Origin of the sequence: Marivibrio halodurans, assembly GCF_017963645.1 — a bacterium.
Taxonomy (GTDB): Bacteria; Pseudomonadota; Alphaproteobacteria; order UBA8366; family Aestuariispiraceae; genus Marivibrio; species Marivibrio halodurans.
Window position 1 is genome coordinate 417925 of record NZ_JAGMWN010000004.1, and the last position, 19672, is coordinate 437596.

Annotated in this window: 11 protein-coding genes; 1 reads left to right on the plus strand and 10 read right to left on the minus strand. The window is 65.8% G+C overall.

The window, feature by feature from the left end; all coding sequences use genetic code 11:
- Positions 1-56 precede the first annotated feature (56 nt).
- The 6 genes from KAJ83_RS11205 to KAJ83_RS11230 all read right to left on the minus strand — a co-directional run bounded on the left by KAJ83_RS11205 (position 57) and on the right by KAJ83_RS11230 (position 6184).
- Positions 57-914 carry a beta-keto acid cleavage family enzyme gene (locus KAJ83_RS11205; protein ID WP_210682153.1) on the minus strand — a complete coding sequence of 286 codons (858 nt, stop codon included), beginning with the start codon at positions 912-914 and terminating at the stop codon, positions 57-59.
- Entirely contained in the window at positions 911-2245 is a 1335-nt protein-coding gene (locus KAJ83_RS11210; RefSeq protein WP_210682154.1) for an aspartate aminotransferase family protein, read from the minus strand. The genes KAJ83_RS11205 and KAJ83_RS11210 overlap by 4 nt, the downstream gene beginning before the upstream one ends.
- 56 nt (positions 2246-2301) lie before the next feature.
- Entirely contained in the window at positions 2302-3024 is a 723-nt protein-coding gene (locus tag KAJ83_RS11215; RefSeq protein WP_210682155.1) for an ABC-type transport auxiliary lipoprotein family protein, read from the minus strand.
- Entirely contained in the window at positions 3021-4154 is a 1134-nt protein-coding gene (locus KAJ83_RS11220) for an MlaD family protein (RefSeq protein WP_210682156.1), read from the minus strand. Before KAJ83_RS11220 ends, KAJ83_RS11215 begins: the two co-directional genes overlap by 4 nt.
- 71 nt (positions 4155-4225) lie before the next feature.
- Positions 4226-5044, minus strand: a complete 819-nt coding sequence (locus KAJ83_RS11225; protein WP_425515466.1) for an ABC transporter ATP-binding protein — start codon at positions 5042-5044, stop codon at positions 4226-4228.
- A 3-nt stretch (positions 5045-5047) separates the two neighbouring features.
- Positions 5048-6184, minus strand: coding sequence for an ABC transporter permease (locus tag KAJ83_RS11230; protein WP_210682157.1), 1137 nt, complete (start codon positions 6182-6184; stop codon positions 5048-5050).
- Positions 6185-6360: 176 nt separating this feature from the next.
- On the opposite strand from KAJ83_RS11230, the gene KAJ83_RS11235 reads away from it, so the two are divergent.
- Positions 6361-6876, plus strand: a complete 516-nt coding sequence (locus KAJ83_RS11235; RefSeq protein WP_210682158.1) for an adenine phosphoribosyltransferase — start codon at positions 6361-6363, stop codon at positions 6874-6876.
- A gap of 47 nt (positions 6877-6923) precedes the next feature.
- Here KAJ83_RS11235 and KAJ83_RS11240 read toward each other — a convergent pair whose 3' ends face one another.
- From KAJ83_RS11240 to KAJ83_RS11255, 4 genes are all read right to left on the minus strand, one after another.
- Positions 6924-8123, minus strand: a complete 1200-nt coding sequence (locus tag KAJ83_RS11240) for an amidase (RefSeq protein ID WP_210682159.1) — start codon at positions 8121-8123, stop codon at positions 6924-6926.
- A gap of 47 nt (positions 8124-8170) precedes the next feature.
- Positions 8171-9487, minus strand: a complete 1317-nt coding sequence (locus KAJ83_RS11245; protein WP_210682160.1) for an HlyD family type I secretion periplasmic adaptor subunit — start codon at positions 9485-9487, stop codon at positions 8171-8173.
- Between the two features lie 51 nt (positions 9488-9538).
- Positions 9539-12370 carry a type I secretion system permease/ATPase gene (locus KAJ83_RS11250; protein WP_210682161.1) on the minus strand — a complete coding sequence of 944 codons (2832 nt, stop codon included), beginning with the start codon at positions 12368-12370 and terminating at the stop codon, positions 9539-9541.
- Between the two features lie 921 nt (positions 12371-13291).
- On the minus strand, positions 13292-19672 hold a 6381-nt coding region (locus KAJ83_RS11255), incomplete at its 5' end, for an Ig-like domain-containing protein (protein WP_210682162.1).

Genomic DNA, 19672 nt, shown 5'->3' on the forward strand with positions numbered 1-19672 from the left:
CTCCCCTCACGGACCGCGCCGGCCCGACAATGAATCCTTACGCTCCACCCGTCACGTCACGCCGCCATCAGCGCGCGCGCGTGCGCCGCCCCCGCGACCTGCCGCCCCATGAGGGGGGCCGCGTCCGCGATCTGGGTCACGAGTGCCGCATTATCGGGCGCACGACCGCCATCGGCCAGCAGCAGGTTGTTCTCGAACCCGACCCGAACATGCCCCCCGAGGCCCGCCGCCGTCAGGCAACATCCGGCCTCCAACGGCCCGAAGGCGCAAACCGACCAGAGGACCGACGGGTCGTCCGCCACCGCATTCAGGAAAGACAACAGATCGCGTGGAACCGATCGACTGTCCGCACGATACCGCCCAAGGACATAGAGCACGCTGGCCCGCCCCCCCGGCAAGCGACCCGAGGCCCGAAGCGAGGCGAACCGCCGCGCATCCTCGGCGTCATAAAGGATATATTGCAGCAAGGTACCGCCCGCGCGCATCTCCGCCAGGAAATCGGCGCCTGCCTCGACATCTCCGCCCTCCGGCAGCAATTCGCGCATGGCGATCGACATCGCCTCCGGCCGCAGATCACGCATCGCGGCCATCTGCTCCGCCGGGGCGAAACGGCCCGCCGCCTCCGTCGTCACCTGGATCACCATATCGTCGCCGACCCGTGCGCGAATCGCCGCAGTCGCCTCGCGATAGCGGCCGGGGTCCAGGCTGTGCCCGTCTTCCGCGTCGCGCACATGCAGATGGATCATCGACGCCCCCGCCGCCCGGCAGCGCGCCGCCTCCTCCGCCAATTCCGCCGGCGTGATCGGCAGGGCGGGATGATCGCGCTTGGTCCTTCGCGCGCCGTTCGGCGCCACCGCGATGATCAGTGGATCCCGATCACCGTCGGCGCCGGACGCGGCGACCTCGCCACTCATAGCCCAACCTCGGCCTTGGCCGCGTCGACGGCGCCGCCCAGCTTCTCGACAATCTCCTCGACATGCGCGTCCTCGATGATGAAGGGCGGCGCCAGCAGGACATGATTACCCCGCCGGCCGTCGATCGTGCCCCCCATCGGATAACACATCAGGCCCCGCGCCATGGCCTGGCGCTTGATCCGGGCGTGGATCTGATGCGCCGGGTCGAGCGGCTCCTTCGTTCCCCGATCGGCGACGAGTTCGATGCCCAGAAACAGCCCCCGGCCCCGGATCTCCCCGACATGCGGGTCGTTCCCGAAGCGCGCCTCCAGACGTTCGCGCAACAATTCGCCCTTGGAGCGGACATTGGCGAGCAGATCCTCCTCCTCGATCACCTGCTGGACCGCGAGCGCGGCGGCGCAGGCCGTGGGGTGACCGATATAGGTATGGCCGTGCTGGAAGAAGCCGGAACCGTCGCGAATCGCCTTATATATTTCCGTGGAGCAGAGCGCCGCGCCGATCGGTTGATAGCCGGCCCCCAGCCCCTTCGCGATCGCCAGGATATCGGGGGCGATACCGTCCTGCTCGCAGGCGAAGAGCGTGCCCGTCCGGCCCATGCCGCACATCACCTCGTCGAGGATCAGCAAAATGCCGTGCCGGTCGCAAATCTCCCGGATGCGCTTGAAATAACCATCCGGCGGGACGAGCGCGCCGGCGGTCGCCCCCACCACCGGCTCGGCGACGAAGGCGATGACGTTCTCCGCGCCCAGTTCCTCGATCCGGGTTTCCAATTCATTCGCCGCGCGCTGACCATAGGCATGCAGGCTCTCGTCGTCGCGCTTGTCGCGATAGGGATAGCATGGGGCGATATGCTGCGAATCGATCAAGATCGAGGCGAATTGATCACGCCGCCACATATTGCCGCCAACGGCGAGCGCGCCCAGCGTGTTGCCGTGATAGCTCTGGCGCCGGGCGATGAACCATCGCTTCGATGTTCGGCCCTTCTCCACCCAATATTGATGGGCGAGCTTCAGCGCGGCCTCCACCGCCTCCGACCCGCCGGATACGGGATAGACATAATCGATCCCCGCCGGCGCGCGGGCAGCCAAGTGGTCGGCCAACCGTTCCAGCGGCTCGTTGGTGAAGAAGCCGGTATGCGCGAAGGCGATCCGGTCGACCTGATCCTTGATCGCCTGCACGACCTTCGGGTGCGAATGGCCGAGGCAACTGACCGCCGCCCCGCCACTCGCGTCCAGATAGCGCTTGCCGTCGCTGTCGACGATATAGCAGCCATCGCCGCGCGCCGCCGTCGGGGGCACGGTCTTGGAATTGCGATGCAGGACATGACTCATCAGGGAAAGCTCCATCGGAGGGATGAAGGGCGTCGCGCGGACGCCGGACTCTCGGCTCAACCGTCGGCGCCACCGGCCGTCATGATCTCCTCGCCGCGGCGGAGAGTCCAGGTGACCATCCGCTTCAGGATGCTGCCATAGGCCTCGTCGAAGGCGTTGATGATCGCCTCCATCTCGCTCGAAGCCGCCTGTATCCGGAATTCCCAGGTCTCCGAAGCGACAATCTCCCGCCGGGGCATCTGGACCAGCTTACCGTTCAACCGCACCCGCACGAAGGGCGGCGTGCCCTCGGGCAGCGCGGTTCCGTCCTCCGTCATGTATTCCGCCTGGAACTCGCGCAGATCGGTCTTCAGGATGAAATCCGCGCGCAGGCCGATCACCTGACGGCCGACGGAGACGATCCGGCCGCTATTCTCGAAGCTTTCGATCAACAGGGTCTGGAGCATCGCCGGCGCGCTGTCCGTCCAGGCGGCACGGGCGAAATAATTGATCTCGACCAGCTTCCGGCGCAACACGATCCGGCTCGACGCGAGACCCGCCGGCGCCGTGGGCGCTTCCACCAGCAATTGCCAATCGGCGTTGGGCAGGTCGTCGGGAAAGGTATTCTTCGGCGTCAGTACATAGATTCGGGGGGGCTCGCCGCTGCCCGGCAATTCCACCGCGCAGGCCGCCGCCAGCGGGAATAGGGCGCCAAGCCCCACGAGCTTGACGGCCCGGCGCCGATCGGGCCGGCGCGGGGCCGGGGAAGGCGATGAGAGGGGGCCGGTCGTTTCTGTCATTTCGCCTCGAAACCTTGCGTCTTGTCACCGAAGAGGAAGCGTGCCGGATCGCGTTCGATCTCCGTGGATATCCGCGCGAGCGAGGTGACGAGCGCCCGCATCTCCACCACGAGTTGGGTGAATTCATAAAGGCCGGTATTGGTGAAGGTGTTCACCGGCTCACGCGCATCCGCGATCAAGGCGGCCGCCTGGTCAGCCGCCGTGGCGATATTGTCGGCCGCACCCTTGAGATCGGCCGTTATGGCGCGGACATCGCGCACCGCGCGTTCCGTCTCGTCGGCGATCGGACCGGCATGCGGCTCGATATCCCGCGCGATGCGGCCGACGCTCTCCATGGTCCGCCCCGTCTCATTCACGACCGGGCGGGCCGCCTCGATCAAATCGGCTGCCTCCCGGGTCATGCGGTCGGCGTTGGCCAGGGTCTTTTGCAGGGAGTCGGCGATGCCGTCGCTTCGCTTCGAGAAATTGGCGATCAGCGTCTCGGCTTCCGCCGTGGTGCGGCGAATTTGGGCGAGGGTGCCGGCGGTCTCCGCCAGCGTCGCTTGGATATCGTCGGACGAATCGGCAAGCGCGCCGGTGAAGGTCGCGAGATTGGCCAGCGTCTCCTCCAGGTTCCTGCGGTTGCGATCATTCATGATCCCGCGCGCCTGATCGACCAGCCCGATGAAACGGTTGAGGAGTTCCGGCGCCCGGTCGATCACCTCCTGGATCTGGGAAGGGGCGGAGGGAATCGTCGGATGACGCTCACCCGGCCCGGCGGTCAGGGCGGGCGCATCGTTCGACCCGCCGGCGATCTGCACATAGGCGACGCCTGTTATGCCCTGGAACTCCAGGCTGGCGGTCGCGTCCTGCTTGATCGGCGTATCCTCCGGCACCTCGATCGTGACCCGCACCTCCTCCACATTGTCGGGATTGATCCGCATGTCGGTGACGATCCCAACCGGAATGCCGCGATAGCGCACCGGATTACCCGGTTTCAAACCGGAAACCGACCCCTCGAAGAAAATATCGTAGGCGACCTGTTCGTCGTCCAGATCGACGCCCGCCAACCAGACGATGCCCGCCAGTGCCGCCACCAGGAATGCGAGCACGAACGCCCCGACCAGGATATAGCTTGCCCGCGTCTCCATCGCGCCTCACCCTTGCTTCCCGGCGCGACCCGCCGAGCGGCCGCGCCGCCGATCGTCCATGCGAGGAGAGGTCATGCGCCGGCGCCGCCGATCGCGCGTGCCCGGGGCCCGTGGAAATATTCCTTCAGCCACGGATGATCATCCTTCATGTGTTCCGCCATGGTAGCCACGCGAACTTGTTTGTCCACCAAGGCCGCTATTCGATCGCAGACCGTGGCGAGACTGTCGAGATCATGCGTCACCATGAAGACAGTTAGGCCGAGCGACCCCTGCAGCGAGGCGATCAATTCATCGAATCGCGCCGCGCCGATCGGGTCCAGTCCCGCCGTCGGCTCGTCCAGGAACACTATCTCCGGATCGAGAGCCAGGGCGCGTGCCAGGCCGGCGCGCTTGCGCATGCCGCCCGACAGTTCGGAGGGCAGCTTCTCCCCCGCATCCGGCGGCAGACCGACCATAGCGATCTTAAGCGCCGCCAATTCATCCATCAGCCGGGGCGCGAGGTCGAGATGCTCGCGCATGCCGACCTGGATGTTCTCCGCCACCGTCAGGGAGGAGAACAGCGCGCCGTCCTGGAACAACACGCCCGCGCGCGTATTCAGCGCGCGGCGCCCGCGCGCGCCGATGGCCCAGACATCCTGGCCCAGCAAGTCGATTCGCCCGGCGGTGGGCCGCTGCAGGCCGACAATCTCGCGCAGCAGCACCGACTTGCCGCTGCCGGAGCCGCCGACGACGCCCAACACCTCGCCGCGGTAAACGTCCAGGTCGAGGTCGTCATGAATGACCTGGGCACCGAATTGGGTGCGCAGCCCCTCGATCCGGATGACGGGATCGGTCATCCCGTCACCGTCCGCCGCGCGAATGGGGGCGGCCGGAGCGTCGTGAACCGCCATCGCCTAGATCCCAAGGACGGAGAAAAGAATGGCGAAGGCCGCCGTCGCCACGATCACCAGAAAGATGGACTCGACGACGGAGAGCGTCGTTTGCCGCCCCACGCTTTCCGCCGTGCGCCGGACACGCAGTCCCTCGTAGCAGCCGACCATGGCGATGATATAGGCATGCACCGGCGCCTTGACGAGGCCGACCAGGACGTCGCCCAGATCGATCGCCTCCTTCAATTGCGAGAGAAAACGCGCCGGCGTCAGATCGAGCGCCACCATCGTCATCACCGCCCCGCCCAGGATGCCCGCGACATCCGACCAGATGGTCAGGATCGGCAAGGTCAGCATCAGCGCCAGCACGCGCGGAATCACCAGAACCTCGATCGGGTCGAGGCCGAGCGTACCCATGGCGTCGATCTCCTCCGTCACTTTCATGGTGCCGATCTGGGCGGTGAAGGCGGAGCCGGAGCGCCCGGCGATCATGATCGCGGTGAGCAGCACCCCGATCTCCCGCGTGATCGAGAGACCGAGGAGATTGACCGTATAGACCTCCGCCCCGAACTGCGTCAGTTGATCCGACATCAGATAGGCCAGCACCACCCCGATCAGGAAGGAGAGCAGCCCCACGATCGGCAAGGCGTTCAGGCCCGTGATCTCGATCTGCGTCACCAACGCCTTGGGACGCAACCGGCGCGGATCGAGCAAGGTGCGCAGGAAGACGATCGTCACCATGCCATGGAAATTCAACAGTTGCTTGCCGTGATCGAGCGCATCGAAAAGCCCGCGACCAAGCCCTTCGAGCCAGGCGAACGGGCCCACCCTTTCGGTATGGCCCCCCTTCGGCCCGTCGGCATGGATTCGAGCGACAATCTCGATCAAGGGGCGATGCGCGTCGCGCACGCCCGTCACCTCGATCTGACGACCCTCGGCGCGCAACCGCGCGATCAGTCGGAACAGCAGCCACGCCCCCGCCGTGTCCAGCCGCGCGATGCCGGAGAGATCGACACTCATGTCACCGGGCGGCATCCCGTCCATCCGCGCGAGATGGCGCTCGATCGCGCCGCTTCGCGCGATCGTCCACTGTCCGCGCGCCCGAAGAAACGCCGCACCATCCGGCGCGGGCTCAACCCAGCCCGCGCTCTCCTCGGTCATGCTATCGGACTCCGCCACTGAGCGCCCTCGCCCGGCCGGCGATCCGGCCCCTGTCCTGTCACCCACCCGCGCGCCGGTCGCGCGCGGGTCATGGTAAGGGAGCGCCGTTGCCGCACGCCGCGACACTCGCTACGCTCCGGCTTTACCCTGAAACGATCGGAAGATTAGACGCGCTCATGGACCTCAAGCAACATATCCGCACGATCCCGGATTTCCCGAAGCCGGGCATCCTGTTCTACGATATCTCGACGCTGCTCGCGCACAATGCGGCGTGGCGCGCCTGCGTGGAGCAATTGGCGGAGAAGGTCCGCCCCTGGAAGCCGCAGAAGCTGGTCGGCATCGAATCGCGCGGCTTCCTGACCGCCGCGCCGCTGGCGCTCGAACTGGGGCTCGGTTTCACCATGGTTCGCAAGCGCGGCAAGTTGCCGGGCGAGACCGTCAGCTATGTCTATGAACTGGAATACGGCACCGACACCGTGGAAATCCAGGCGGATGCGATCACCCCGGGCGAGCGTGTCGTCATCCTGGACGACCTGATGGCGACCGGCGGGACGATGGCGGCCTCCGTCGATCTGGTCCGCAAGGTCGGCGGCGAGGTCGCCGGCGCGGCCTGCATCATCGAACTGACCGGGCTGGGCGGCCGGGACGAATTGGGCGTGCCCTTCGAATCGCTGATTCAGTACGAGGAATAGGGCCGGGAAGGGGCACCCCCCTCTTCACCGCCCCATTCCAACCCTCCCTACGCGATCTCCGCCAGCCCGGAATGGGCCTCGCCGCACAGGCTTTCCGCCAGATGCAGCAGCCATTCGTCGCGCCCATGTGCGGCAATCAGGGACAGGCCGACGGGCATGCCCTCCAACCGGCCGACCGGCAGGCTGACCTGCGGATTGCCGGAAAGCGGCGTCATGCCGGAGTTCTGAAGCACGCGATAGCGGAAACTCTCCAATGCCTCCGCGCTCCGACCCACCTCCGGGGCGGGACCGGGCGCGGTCGGAATGACGATCAGGCTATCGCCCGTCAGAAGCTCCACGAAGCGCGCACGCACCTGGGCGCGAACCCTCTCTGCCTCCGCCCGGTCGGCGTCGCTCAACGTCGCGATCCACTCCATGCGCTCCGCCACGCCGGGTCCGAAGCGCGGGTTGAATTCGGCGATCCAATCCTTGTGCGCGCGATGGATTTCCCAACCTTGCGCGATCCGGAAGGGCATGAACCAGGGCTTCAGGCCATCCGGGGCGAGAAGAACCTCCTCCGGCGCGCCGAAACGCCCTTCCAAGGCCCGCATGGCATGGGCCAGCGCCGCCTTCGTGCCGGGATCGCATAGCGCCCAGATATCGCTTGGTACGATCAGGCGCGCCGGTCGACTCTCATCCGGCGCATAGTCCTCGATCAAGACCTTGCCGACGCGATGGAACAATGCCGGATCGCGCGCGAACCAGCCGATCGTGTCGAAACTGGGGGCAAGCGGCATCACCCCTTCCAGGGCGATGCGCCCATGCGTCGGCCGAATGCCGAAGAGACCGCAGAAACTGGCGGGCACCCGGACCGAGCCGCCGGTATCCGTCCCCAGCGAGAAATCGGCCAGCCCACCCGCCACGGCGGACGCCGATCCGCTGGACGACCCGCCCGGAATGCGGCCGATGGCGTTCGGATTCTGTGGCGTGCCGTAATGCGGATTCTCGCCGTTTATGGAATAGGCGAGCTCGTCCGTATGCGTCTTCCCGCGCAGGTCGGCGCCCGCCGACAGCAACCGGTCGACCACCGGCGCATTGCGATTGGCGGGCGGATGCGTGCGCCCCCAATCGGGGTTACCGCAATGGCTGACCCGCCCCTGGATATTGAAAAGATCCTTCATCGCGAAGGTCGTGCCGGCAAGCGGCCCCTCGGCCGCGCCGTCGATCGCGAGGTCGGGATCGATGAAGCAATTGAGCGGATCGCGCAAGACGGCGCCCCTTCCCTTGATTGGACACGCGGCAGGCGCGCGTCTTCTTATTTTTCGCGCAACGCGTTCTGCTTCGCCTTGATGATCGGCTTCAGGAGATATTGAAGAACGGTCTTCTCCCCGGTCAGGATATCGACGGTCGCCGTCATGCCGGGAATGATCGGCTTGTCCTCGCCCAGGCTGTTCTGCGTCGTGCGCAGACGGATACGGTAATAGCTGGCGCCCTCCTCGTCGACGAGCGTGTCGGCGCTGATATCGATCAATTCGGCATCCAGGCCGCCATAGACGGAATAGTCGTAGGCGCTGACCTTCACCGTGGCCGGCAAACCGCGATAGAGTTGCGCGCGATCCGACGGCTTGATCCGTGCCTCGACCACCAGATTATCACCGAGCGGGACGATCTCCGCCACTGGGTCGCCGGCGCGGACCACACCACCCAACGTGTTGATGACGAGCTTGTTGACCGTGCCGCGCACCGGCGAGCGCACCTCGGTTCGCTCCGCCCGGTCGACGCCGGCCTCGATCTCCTCCTGCACGCGCGTCGCCTCGACCCGCACTTCATTGAGCTCCTGCTGCGCCTCGGTGCGGAAGGTGGTGCGCTTTTCCTCGATCCGTCGCTCGGCCTCGCTGATCGCGCTGCGCGTGCGCGGAATGGCAAGCTCGACGCTCTGGATCTCGCTGCGAAGCTCCTGCAGCTTCTGCTCGATCCGCAGCAATTCGATGCGCGAGGAGGCCCCCTGTTCCACCAGTGGGCGCGTCAGCGCCTCCTCCTGCTGGGCAAGCGACAGAGCCTCCTTCGCCTGCGTGACCTTGGCGTTGAGCTCCTGCAATTCCTGACGTTTCTGGGTCCGCTGATCCTCCAGGATGCTGATTTGCTGCTGGAACTGCTGGCGGCGGGATTCGAACAGCAATTGCTCGTTCCGAACGACCTCGGGCGAGGTCTGGCGCAATTCCTCGGGGAAGGAGAGACTTTGCATCCCTTGCGCCTCCGCCGAGAGACGGACCGCCTTGGCGCGCAGATTGCGGAAGACCTTGAGCTTTTCGGAAAGCTGCGCCTCGGCGGAACGGTTCTCGATCCGCATCAACACCGTGCCCTCCTGCACGACCTCGCCTTCCTCGACCAGGATTTCGGTGATGATGCCGCCCTCGAAATGCTGGACGGTCTTGGTCTGGCCGGACGGGACGATCTTGCCCTCGCCGCGTGTCACCTCCTCCAACGTTGCATTATGCGCCCAGAGCAGGAAGGTGACGAAGAAGGCGCCCACCGCGAACAGCATGACATGCGCGACGCGGCTGGCCCCACGGCCGGGACCCCGGCCCTCCTCGATATCGGCGATTTCGTCTTCCCAGCGTCCGGTGGTCATCTCTCGTCCGATCCGTTACGCGTCCGTTTCCGCCCGCCCCACGACGGTCGGTCAGGTACGCGCCGTCTGGATACGCCCCGCATTGAGCGCCTCCATCACGATATCCTTCGGCCCGTCGGCCACGATGCGCCCGCCATCCATGACGATCAGCCGGTCCACCAAGCTCAGAAGCGAGCCCCGGTGCGTCACCAGGATCAAGGTCTTGTTGGCGAGTATGGTGCCGAGACGCGCCTTGAACCGGGCCTCGGTGGTATTGTCCATCGCGCTCGTCGGTTCGTCCAGCACCAGCATGGGCGGGTCGAGCAACAGCGCGCGCGCCACCGAGATCGCCTGACGCTGACCGCCGGAGAGCGACGCCCCGCGCTCGCCCACCGGCATGTCGAGGCCGAGCGGATGGCGCGAGATGAACTCGTCCACGCCGGCGATCCGCGCGGCGCGCAGAATCGTCTGATCGTCGGCATAGGGCGCGCCGAGCGCGATATTCTCGCGCACCGTGCCCCAGAAAAGATAGACGTCCTGGGGCACCACGCCGATCGCGCGCCGCAGATCCGCCGGATCGACCTGACGGGTATCGGTACCGTCCACCAGGACCGACCCCTCGTCCGGGTCGTAGAGGCCGAGGATCAGCCGCTCCAACGTGGATTTACCGGAGCCGATGCGGCCGATCACGCCGATCTTCTCGCCCGCCTCGATCTTGAAGGTAACGTCGTTCAGCGCCTGGGTCTTCGCCTCCGGATAGGTGAAGGAGACGTTCTTGAACTCGATATTGCCGTTGAAGCTGGGCCGGGTGACGAAGGACCGTCCTTCCGGGCGCTCCACCGGCGTCTTCATCATGCCGTCCAACGCGTGCAGCGCCTGCCGCGACTGGTGAAACCGGGTGGCGATGCCCGCGATTTGGGAGAGCGGGGCCAAGGCGCGACCCGACAGGATCGTGCAGGCGACCAGCGCGCCCGTCGTCATATTGCCTTCCTGGATCTCATAGACCCCGACCACGACGACGGCGACCGTCACCATCTGCATCATCGAGCCGGAAAAGGTCATCGCCAGACTGGACCATCGATGCGCCAGCATGGCCGAGCGCGCGGTCTTGTCGACGAAGGTCTCCCAGGCGCGCTGCATGCGCCCCTCGGACCCCGTGGCCTTGATCGTCTCGACGCCGCTGATGGCCTCGATCAGGATGGCGTTCTTCTGCTGGCTTTCACGATGCGTCTCGCGCACCACGCGCTGCATCGGAATCTGCATCAACATGCCGACAATCACCGTGATAAAGACGATAAAAGCCGGGATGACCACGATTTTCCAGGTTCCGATCACCGAGATGATCGCCAGAAACAGGAAGATGAAGGGCAGATCGATCAGCGACGTCATGGTCGAGGACGTGAAGAACTCGCGCAGATGCTCGAACTCGCGCAACTGGTTGGCGAGACCGCCGGCCGATGGCGGCCGGTTCGCCATCTTCATCCCCAGCATATGCTGGAAGAGACGCGAGGCGATGCGCGTATCCGCCGTCTTCCCCGCCACATCGACCAGATAGGCCCGCAGCAGCTTCAACAGGAAGTCGAAGGCATAGACGATCAGGATGCCGATCGCGAGGACCCACAGGGTCTCCTCGGCGAAATTCGGCACCACGCGGTCATAGACATTCATGACGAAGAGCGGATTCGCGATCACGAAGGCGTTGATCATGATCGCGGCGATCATCACCTCGACATAGAGCTTCCAGGAGCCGAAGATCGTGCCCCAGAACCAGCCCTTGGGATCGGCGATGCGGGTTTCCTGCGCCCGTTGGTCATATTGGAATTCCGGCCGCGCGAAGAGCGCATAGCCGACATAATCCTGCGCCAGTTCCTGGTAATCGACGTCGCGGGCGCCCGCGCCCATTTCCGGCAGGATGATGGTGGCCTTGCCCTCCGAACGCTTCAGATGCGTCAGAACGCAGGCGCGCTGATTGTCGAGCAACAGCACGCAAGGCAGCGCAAGCTTGCCGATGCCGTCCAGCGGCCGTCGGACCAGGCGCGCGGAAACGCCGGCGCGCTGAGCCGCGCGCACGAACAATTCCGGCGTCAGCATGCCGTCGACCAACGGCAGGCCGGAGGTCAGCCCCTCGGCAGAGATATTCCGGTCGAGCAAGGTGCACAGGATCGTCAACGATCCCAGCAGCGGATCGTCCTTGGTGCCAGGGCTCGGTTTGATATGCCAATTGCGCCGGGCTTTCTCGGCGCGCGCCTCATCCCCCGAGCCGTCTTCCCCGCCGCCGTCTTCCCCGCCGCCATCCTCCCGGTCGCCATACGCGTCCACCGCCCGATCCTCGGCCTTGGGCATTTCGGATCGTTCGCCTTCGCGCCCGCGCCCCTCCGGCGGGGTCTCGTTCCGCGCGGCACCGGCGCCGAGTGCCTCGAGATATTCCTTCAGGTTTCGTTCGGAAAGGAGGTCTCGCTCGCCGCTGCCCGCATCGGGATCGCGCGACGGGGTCTTCTCCCGCGCCGGCGCGCCCTCTGCCTCTCTCGGGTCGAGAAGATCGCCGTCCCGGGGCCGCTCCTCTGTTGGCCGCCCCTGGGTCACGCCCGCGCGCCGCGCCGGCGCGTCCAGGGAATCCGGACGCGCTCGCGTCGTGCTCCCGTCCCCGGTCGCGTCCTCCCCCCCATCGGTAACGACGCTGTCCGTGGCGGCGGATTCACGCGTTTCCGGCTCGAAAGGGCTTGTATCCCAGCCGGGTCCATCGAGGTCCTCCCGATCGGCGCGCGCGCCCGATGCGGCGGCCGACGGCTCCGAGGTTCCGCCGACGAGCATCTCACGCGGATCGGCATCCGCGCGAGGGCGTGCCGGAATCTCGAAATCGAAGGATGTATCCTCCTCCGTCTCCGCGTCGCGGGCACTTGGCATCGGCGCCGGCGCGGAAATCGGACGCGGCGCATCCGCACGCGCGCCCCCCTTCTTCGCGGGCCGGGCCAACCGGCCTTCCGGGTGCGGGCGCTGCTGGTCCGGTGACGCTTGGCCAGCCGCCTGCGGTTTCGAGGCGATGGACGGCGGGCGACGCCCCGCCCCCGTTTTCGCCGCCGCGGCGGCCGAGGGGCTGGGCCTCTCGGTGCCGGAACGCTCGGGCGCGGCCCTGGGCGGTTGGGTGGGACGTGAGGTCCCCCCCTGACGGGACCCGCCGGTGTCGCGGGTCTCCTCCGGCGGTCGCTTCGGGGGGCGCGCGCCGGAGTTCGATTTCGCCCCCGATCCCAGGATATGGTCGACCGCCTCGGCCCCCGCCACCAGGCGCCCCCGCGAAGGAGGCGATTTACCGGAAGAACCGGATGTCCCCGACGGCCCGGCGCTCCCATCGCGCCGCGCCGCGCCCGCTCCGCCCCCCGCGCGGGGAGCGGCGGGCGCACGGGTCGGAGGACGCCGGGGTGAATCCTCCATCATCGCGCGCGCGGCGATCGCTTCGAGGGAGTCGTCTTCCTCCTCCCCGTCCTCGGCCCCTCCGGGGCGGTTTCTATCGTCGTTCGCCATGCTCACGCGCCCAATGCGGTGGGAAAAACCGGCGTACCGCGCCGAGTCGCAGGAATCCTAGCACAGCCGACCCGACGCGCCCAGGAGACATGCCACCCGGGTCGGCAGGTCGGCCAGCATCGGCACGCAAGGAAACGATGCCCCGGCAGTCACGCCCATGCAAGCATCGGGCCGCTTTCACGTCACCATGTTCGAACGGCCCCGCATTCGCACGAACGCACCCGCATGAACGAACGACAGAGCGGCCGATCCTGTAGGACCGGCCGCCCGCCGATTTAACGTCACCGAGGAAAGAACGCCGGCGGATTAGACGCTCGGCTCCTCCCCACCGCCGGTGTCGGTGAGCCCCGGCTCCACCGGCGCGACGAAGACGATCCCCGCGTCGTCCGGCTTCGGCGCCGACCCACCGTCATCCATGACATCCTGCTGCATGTCGACCAATTCCTCCGCGTCGAGCACACCGTCGGTGTTCTTGTCCGCATCATAGCTCGCCATGTTGCTGGCATCGCCGAAGGCTTCCGCGTCGACCCCGACCAGCTTGATCGCATCGCCGCTTTCGCCCAGCCGGATGACCGTGTCGTCGCCATCCTGAACGATCGAAAGATCGTCCGCGTCATAGCCGGAAATAAAGAGCTGATCGGTGCCCATCTCGAAGTCGTTGATCGTATCGACCCCGTCACCCTTGGCGTAGAAGAACACGTCGTGCTCGCCATCGCCGGTACCGCCCTGCTCGCCGCCCCAGAGCTGGTCGCCCGCCTGGAAGTCGGTGACCGTCATATGCGGACCGGCGACATCGAAGACCGCGTCGTCGAAGTCCTGGTCGCTCTTCTGCTCGATCAAATCCTCGAAGCCGATCGACCCGTCCTCGTTGATCTGGATATGCACCTCGCCATCCGGGTTCAGGTCGGCCGAGCCGGAGAAATAGGCCGGCGCGTCCTGGCCGTTCAACGTGACGCCGCCATCGGTGACGGCGACGAAATCACCATCCTGGTTCTGGTCGAATGTCACCGACAAGCCGTTACTGAGATTGCCGTTCTGATTCGCGCCGTCCGGGATGATGAAGAAGCCGACCTCATCCGCGGAGAAGCCGTCCAGCACGATCTCATGGGTCGTGCCCTGGGCCGTCTGATGGATGTTCGACCAGATGATCTCGCCGCTTTCCGGACGCCCCTGATCGTCCATCACATAGTAACCGACCGCGTTGGAGTAGCTTGCGTTCGTGCCGTCGAAGGTGACCGTCAGGCTTTCCGAGAAGTCGGCCGAACCATGGTCGCTGCCGCCCATGATCCAGTCGCTGCCGGTGCCGCCTGCGACGATGTCGTCGTCCGCGCCGCCGCGCACATCGTCGTTCCCTTCCATGCCGAGGACCTGATCGTTCCCGGTCCCGCCATGCAGATAGTCGTCATTGGCCCCCGCGCCGAAGGTGGCGGCCCCGGCGGTCACGCCGCTGACGCCCTGTAGCAGGAAGTCGGAGTTGTTGCCGGAGTTCCCCGCACCATCATCCACGGCGGAGAGTTCCACCCGCGTGATATCGAAGTCGGCCTGAATGGTGTGCTCGGCCAAGCCGTTGACCGTGCCGTCGATGACGCCGCTCAACTCCTCGCCGTCCGCGCCGAAAGCGGTCCAGCGCGCCTGTTCAAGATAGCCATGATCGAACGGCGATTGATCGTCGGACTGCTGGGTCTCGCCGTCGAACAACGCGGACAGCTTGACCGTCACCTGCTGCATCGGCGTCTGGAAGTCGAGGCGCAGAACCTCGCCGCCATTATCGTCGTCGCCATCGCCGGTGTCGATCTCTCCGCTGTCCAGACCGCCGCCGACGGAGATTCCCGAGTAGGCGTAGTTCCCGTGCAGCGCGCCGTTGTCCGTGTTGTCGCCATCCAGCGAGAAGGTGATGTTCTTCGTCGAGAACTCCGCATCCGTGTATTGACCGGAGCCATCGACCCGATGCGCGGAAAGCGAGACGCCGGATTGCTGCCAGTTCGCGGCGACGCTCGACGGATCGATATTGATGCCGTCGATGTCGAGCGCGATGGCCTCGCCGCCCTCCTGACCGCCATCCTGACCCGTCTCGGTCACCACCGTCGTTCCGGTAACCGAGACCGACTTGAACTCGATATCGACCTTCTCGTCCGAGGATGTCTTCTTGTTCAGGAAACCGCCCAGCGTGATCGTGTGATCGCCGGCCGGGAGACCGTCGATATCGATCGTCACCGTCTGCCAACCGGTATCGCCGCCATCGGACAGGCGGGCGACATAGTCGTTGCCGTTCAGGCCGTAGAGCTGACCGTCGATGCTGATGAGCACCTCGGAATATTCGTCATGCTCGAACTCGTGCGACATGTCGATGCGGTATTGGAAGGTCACCTGCCCATCGCTGGTCGCCTCGTCGACCGTGAAGGTCTTGGAGAACCCGCCGGACATGTTGTTCACGGTACCGTTGTTCTGGCCGCCGAGCGTGACCTCGATCTTGTCGCTCTTCACATCGCCCTCGGCGTAATAGCCCTGGCTGGTCCCCCGGAAGGTGTTGTCCGAGTAGGTAAAGCCGCCCGTGCCGTCATCGAAGTCATGTTCGAGAAGGGTGACTTCCTCGCCGCCGGTCGAACCGGAGCCGCCGGCAGGCATGGTGTCGATGAACTCGCTCGCCCCTTCCTGATAGAGCTCCGCCACCTGGCTCGGCGAGAGCGCGCCGTCGAACAGCGCCGGGTTGTCTATCCGCCCCTGCAGATAGCTGTTCAGGTTATTGGCCTGATCATCGCCGCTATAGGATTGGCTGGCGCCAAAGGTCCAGGGGTTCTGGTTGTTCGACGGATTCCAGTCGCTCTCCACGCTGTCGACCGCCTGGCCGTTGACATAGAGGGTGACCGTATCGCCGTCCCAGGTGACGGTTGCGTTGTACCAGTTCTCGTAATTGATGCTCCCACCGTGGAGGGTAAAGCTCTCATCCTCGGTCTGGATGCGTACCTCGACCTGGCGACTGTTGTTCACCTCCATGTTGAAGTGACCGCCGTCGTCGTAGCCGTAGCTGTCCTTGGAGGCCAGGGTACCGTTGTTCCAGGCCATGAAGTCGAGCGAGAAGGTCCCCTGCTCGACTTCCATCGCGGCGTTGTGCGGTACCTCGATGACATCGCAATTGCCGTCGAACTGCGCGGCCTCGCCCTCCCGGCCGGAAGCCTCGCCGGTATTGTACTTGGCGATGCCGGTGAAGCCGTTGACCGCATCGGTAACCGTCTCGTTCGAGCCCCAGTGCGTGTCCTCCATCTTGAAGTGGAAGACCGCCTCGGCACCCGTACCGCCACCCGTGCCGCCGCCCGTGTCGCCACCATCGGCGGGCGCGTTCGGATCGTCGCCGTAGAGGATATCGTCCCCCTGCTGGCCGAAGATCGTATCCGCGCCGGAACCGCCGGTCAGCGTGTCGTCATAGCTTCCTTCGTCACCGCCGCCGACATCGTCCGGGATCTCGATGGTGAGCGACCCAGATGTCGTGCCGGTATCGGTCGTGCCGCGATCCGGATCGGTATCGATCGACGTGACGTCCACCGAGAGGTCGAAGGTTCCGGTACCGCCGGGCACCTCGATCTGCAACCCGTCTAGCTGATCCGGGGTCAGGGTGAAGGAATCCGCGCCGGAGAAGCTGTCGCCGGCCGAATTGGTCAGCACCGCGCCGTCCGGCACGTCGCCGATCGTGACCGACAGAACCTCCGAGCCGTCGACATCATTGTCCGCGACCGAGATCATGACAGCGGCCGTGAAGGTGCCGGCGGCGAGCTGCCCGGGCTGCGCGCGATCGCCATAGATCACATCGTCGCCCTGCTGGCCGTCGATTACGTCATCGCCCGCGCCGCCGACCAGGAAGTCGTCGTGACTGCCGCTCGCGCCATCATCATATTCAAGCCCGGTATCGACCAGCGTGATGTCGTCGATCGACACGCCGCGACCGCCGTCCTGATCATTGTCCGAGGTCTCCTCGAACATCAACCGCATGGTCTCGCCATTGCCGGTGAACCGGACCGTGACCGTCTGCCAGTCATGGTTGTTCTCCTGCGACATGTCGTGGCTGTATTCACCCAGCACATCGCCGTCGACCGACACCTCGAACTGGTTGATCGTCTCGTCATAGCCGGGGCGCCCGGAATAGCTGAAGGTCAGCTCGTAGATCCGTCCCGCCTCGGTTTGGACATCACGGTAGACACCGTTGGCGTCGGCGAAATTGTCCTGCGAGTCGTCGTTCAACTCGATGAACTTGTTGCCGTCGGCCGCGCTGGTCTTGCCATCGGGCTGATTGCCCAGGTCGCGCACCATCTGGTTGGTCCAAATCTCGACGCGATCGGACGTCGTCGTCCAACCATCGATGGCATTGGCGAAATAGGACGGGTTCGACTGCTGCACGTCGCCCGGCAGTTGCTCGAACGAGCTGTGGAAGACCGTGCTCGGCTCCGCCACCTGGACGGTACCGTCCCCGCCCCCGTCGCCGGAACCACCATCACCCTCGATATGATCATCACCGTCGGACCCGTCGATCGTGTCGTCGCCGGCCCCGCCGATCAGCGTATCGTCGCCGCTGGTGCCATCGATCACGTCATTGCCGTCCGTGCCGGTCTCCGAGATTCCGGGACCGAAGACCGGGAAGCCTGCCGGCGCCTCGGTGAACAGCATGTCGCTGTCCATCGTCTCGCCGTCCATCGACAGCTTCAGCGTCTGGTCGCCGCCGTCCTCCCAGTAGGTCACGTCGATCTCGTAGAAGCCGGCCTGCGAGACGGTCAGGCTGCCGGTCTCGGTCGTCGCCGCGCTGTTCATGTCGTGGGTGACGACATCCTCGCCATTCACCCGCAGTCGGAAACCGTCATCCGTGTAGCTGGTGAAGTCGTGCGTCCCGGCCTCGAGATAGACATAGCCCTTGAGGTTCACCACGAACTGGTCCGCGTGCGCATCCGCGTTGCCGGTCGCCGACGCGCCGTCGTCACCCAGGAACTGCCGGATCGTGCTGCCGCCATTATAGTCGATGGTCGTGGACGTGAAGGACACCGACGGCTGATCCTGATCCATGACCGCGTCGGCCTGGGCAAGACTGCCGATGCCGTGATTGAAGTCGTAGATCGCACCGACCAGCCCGTCACCCTGCGGTATGGTGGGGACATTATAGGTCGCCGTCGCATCCTGTGTCGTCAGATCGATCTGATCCACGACCGGCGTGACGAACACCGTGAAGCTCTCGCTGTCGGTGGCGCTATCGCCGTCGGCATCCTCGGCCGTGACGGAAAGCGTCAGGTCGATTTCGCCCGAGAAGTCCTCCGGCGCCCGCATCTGCAGGCCGTCCAGATCGCCCTGGGAGAGACTCCAGACGCCATTCCCCTGATCAACGCCCGCGCTGAGTTGCGCACCGGACGGCACGCCCGAGAGCGTGATGGTGGCGTTCGCCGCCCCATCGCCCGCCGTCAGCGTCGCGTCGACGCTCACATCGAACCACTGATCCTCGACACCCGTGCCGTCGACCGCGATCGCATCCGCGGTCGGATCGTCGGAGTCGGCGATGTCGATCGTGGCGGACGCCGTGCTCTCGTCCCCATCCGCATCGGTCAGCGTGTAGGTGAAGCTCTCGCTCACCATGTCACCACCGCTGTGATCGACGGCCGCGTCGACAGTGAAGCTGTAGGACCCATTGGCATTGACCGATAGCGAACCGTACTGCGTCGTCACCGTCGACCCGGCACTGGCCGTCTGAGCCTGACCGTTGGCATCCGTGTACGTGAAGGACGTGACCGTGGCGCCGTCCGGCCCCTCGCTGTCATTCGCCATCAGGTTTCCGGTGAGCGTCCCATCGCCCTCGGTCACGCTGCCCAAATCGTCGTTCACCGCGCTCGGAACGCCGTCCGTGATGGTGATGTATTGCGTCGCGCTGTCCGTCGAGCCGTCGGCGTCCGACACCGTGTAGGTGAAGTTGTCCGGCAGATCGCCGCCCGAATGATCCTCGCTGGCGTCCGAGGTATAGCTCCAGGTGCCGTCGCCATTGACGGTCAGCTCGCCATATTGCGTGTTCACCGTATCCCCGGCCGACGCCGACTGCTCGTCGCCATTCTCGTCGGTGTAGGTGAAGCCCGTCACCGTCAGCCCGCCGTCGGCGCCGCCCTCGTCGTTCGTCAGGACATTGCCGGTCGTGCTGTTGCTGCCTTCCGCGACGCTCGCCCCGCCGTCGCCGGCCCCCGGGCCGTCGTCATGCGCGACCGGATCGCCGCCGTCCGTGATCTCGATCGCCTGCTCCGCCGTCGACGTGTCCCCGTCGCCGTCCGTGATCGTGTAGCTGAAGCCGTCGACAACGGCCCCGTTCGTGTTGTCCACGCTCGCGTTCGGCGTGAAGCTCCACGTCCCGTCCCCATTCACCGTCAGCGACCCGTTCGCCGTCGTCACCGTCGACCCGGCATTGGCCGTCTGCGCCTGACCGTTCGCGTCGGTGTAGCCGAAGCTCGTCAGCGTCGCCCCGTCCGGACCCTCGACGTCGTTCGCCATCACGTCGCCCGTGATCGCGGCGCCGCCTTCCTCGACCGTGACCGTCGTGTCGTCCACCGCGACCGGAACACCGTCCGTCACCGTGATCCCCTGGCTCGCCGTCGATTCCGTCCCGTCCGCATCCGCGATCGTGTAGCTGAAGCCGTCCGGCAGACCGTTGCTCCCCGAATGGTCCTCCGACGC

Coding starts and splice junctions, on each gene's coding strand:
- KAJ83_RS11215 (WP_210682155.1), bottom strand. CDS start 3,024: ATGACAGAAACGACCGGCCCCCTCTCATCGCCTTCCCCGGCCCCGCGC.
- KAJ83_RS11235 (WP_210682158.1), top strand. CDS start 6,361: ATGGACCTCAAGCAACATATCCGCACGATCCCGGATTTCCCGAAGCCG.
- KAJ83_RS11225 (WP_425515466.1), bottom strand. CDS start 5,044: ATGGCGGTTCACGACGCTCCGGCCGCCCCCATTCGCGCGGCGGACGGT.
- KAJ83_RS11205 (WP_210682153.1), bottom strand. CDS start 914: ATGAGTGGCGAGGTCGCCGCGTCCGGCGCCGACGGTGATCGGGATCCA.
- KAJ83_RS11245 (WP_210682160.1), bottom strand. CDS start 9,487: ATGACCACCGGACGCTGGGAAGACGAAATCGCCGATATCGAGGAGGGC.
- KAJ83_RS11230 (WP_210682157.1), bottom strand. CDS start 6,184: ATGACCGAGGAGAGCGCGGGCTGGGTTGAGCCCGCGCCGGATGGTGCG.
- KAJ83_RS11220 (WP_210682156.1), bottom strand. CDS start 4,154: ATGGAGACGCGGGCAAGCTATATCCTGGTCGGGGCGTTCGTGCTCGCA.
- KAJ83_RS11250 (WP_210682161.1), bottom strand. CDS start 12,370: ATGCCAAGTGCCCGCGACGCGGAGACGGAGGAGGATACATCCTTCGAT.
- KAJ83_RS11210 (WP_210682154.1), bottom strand. CDS start 2,245: ATGAGTCATGTCCTGCATCGCAATTCCAAGACCGTGCCCCCGACGGCG.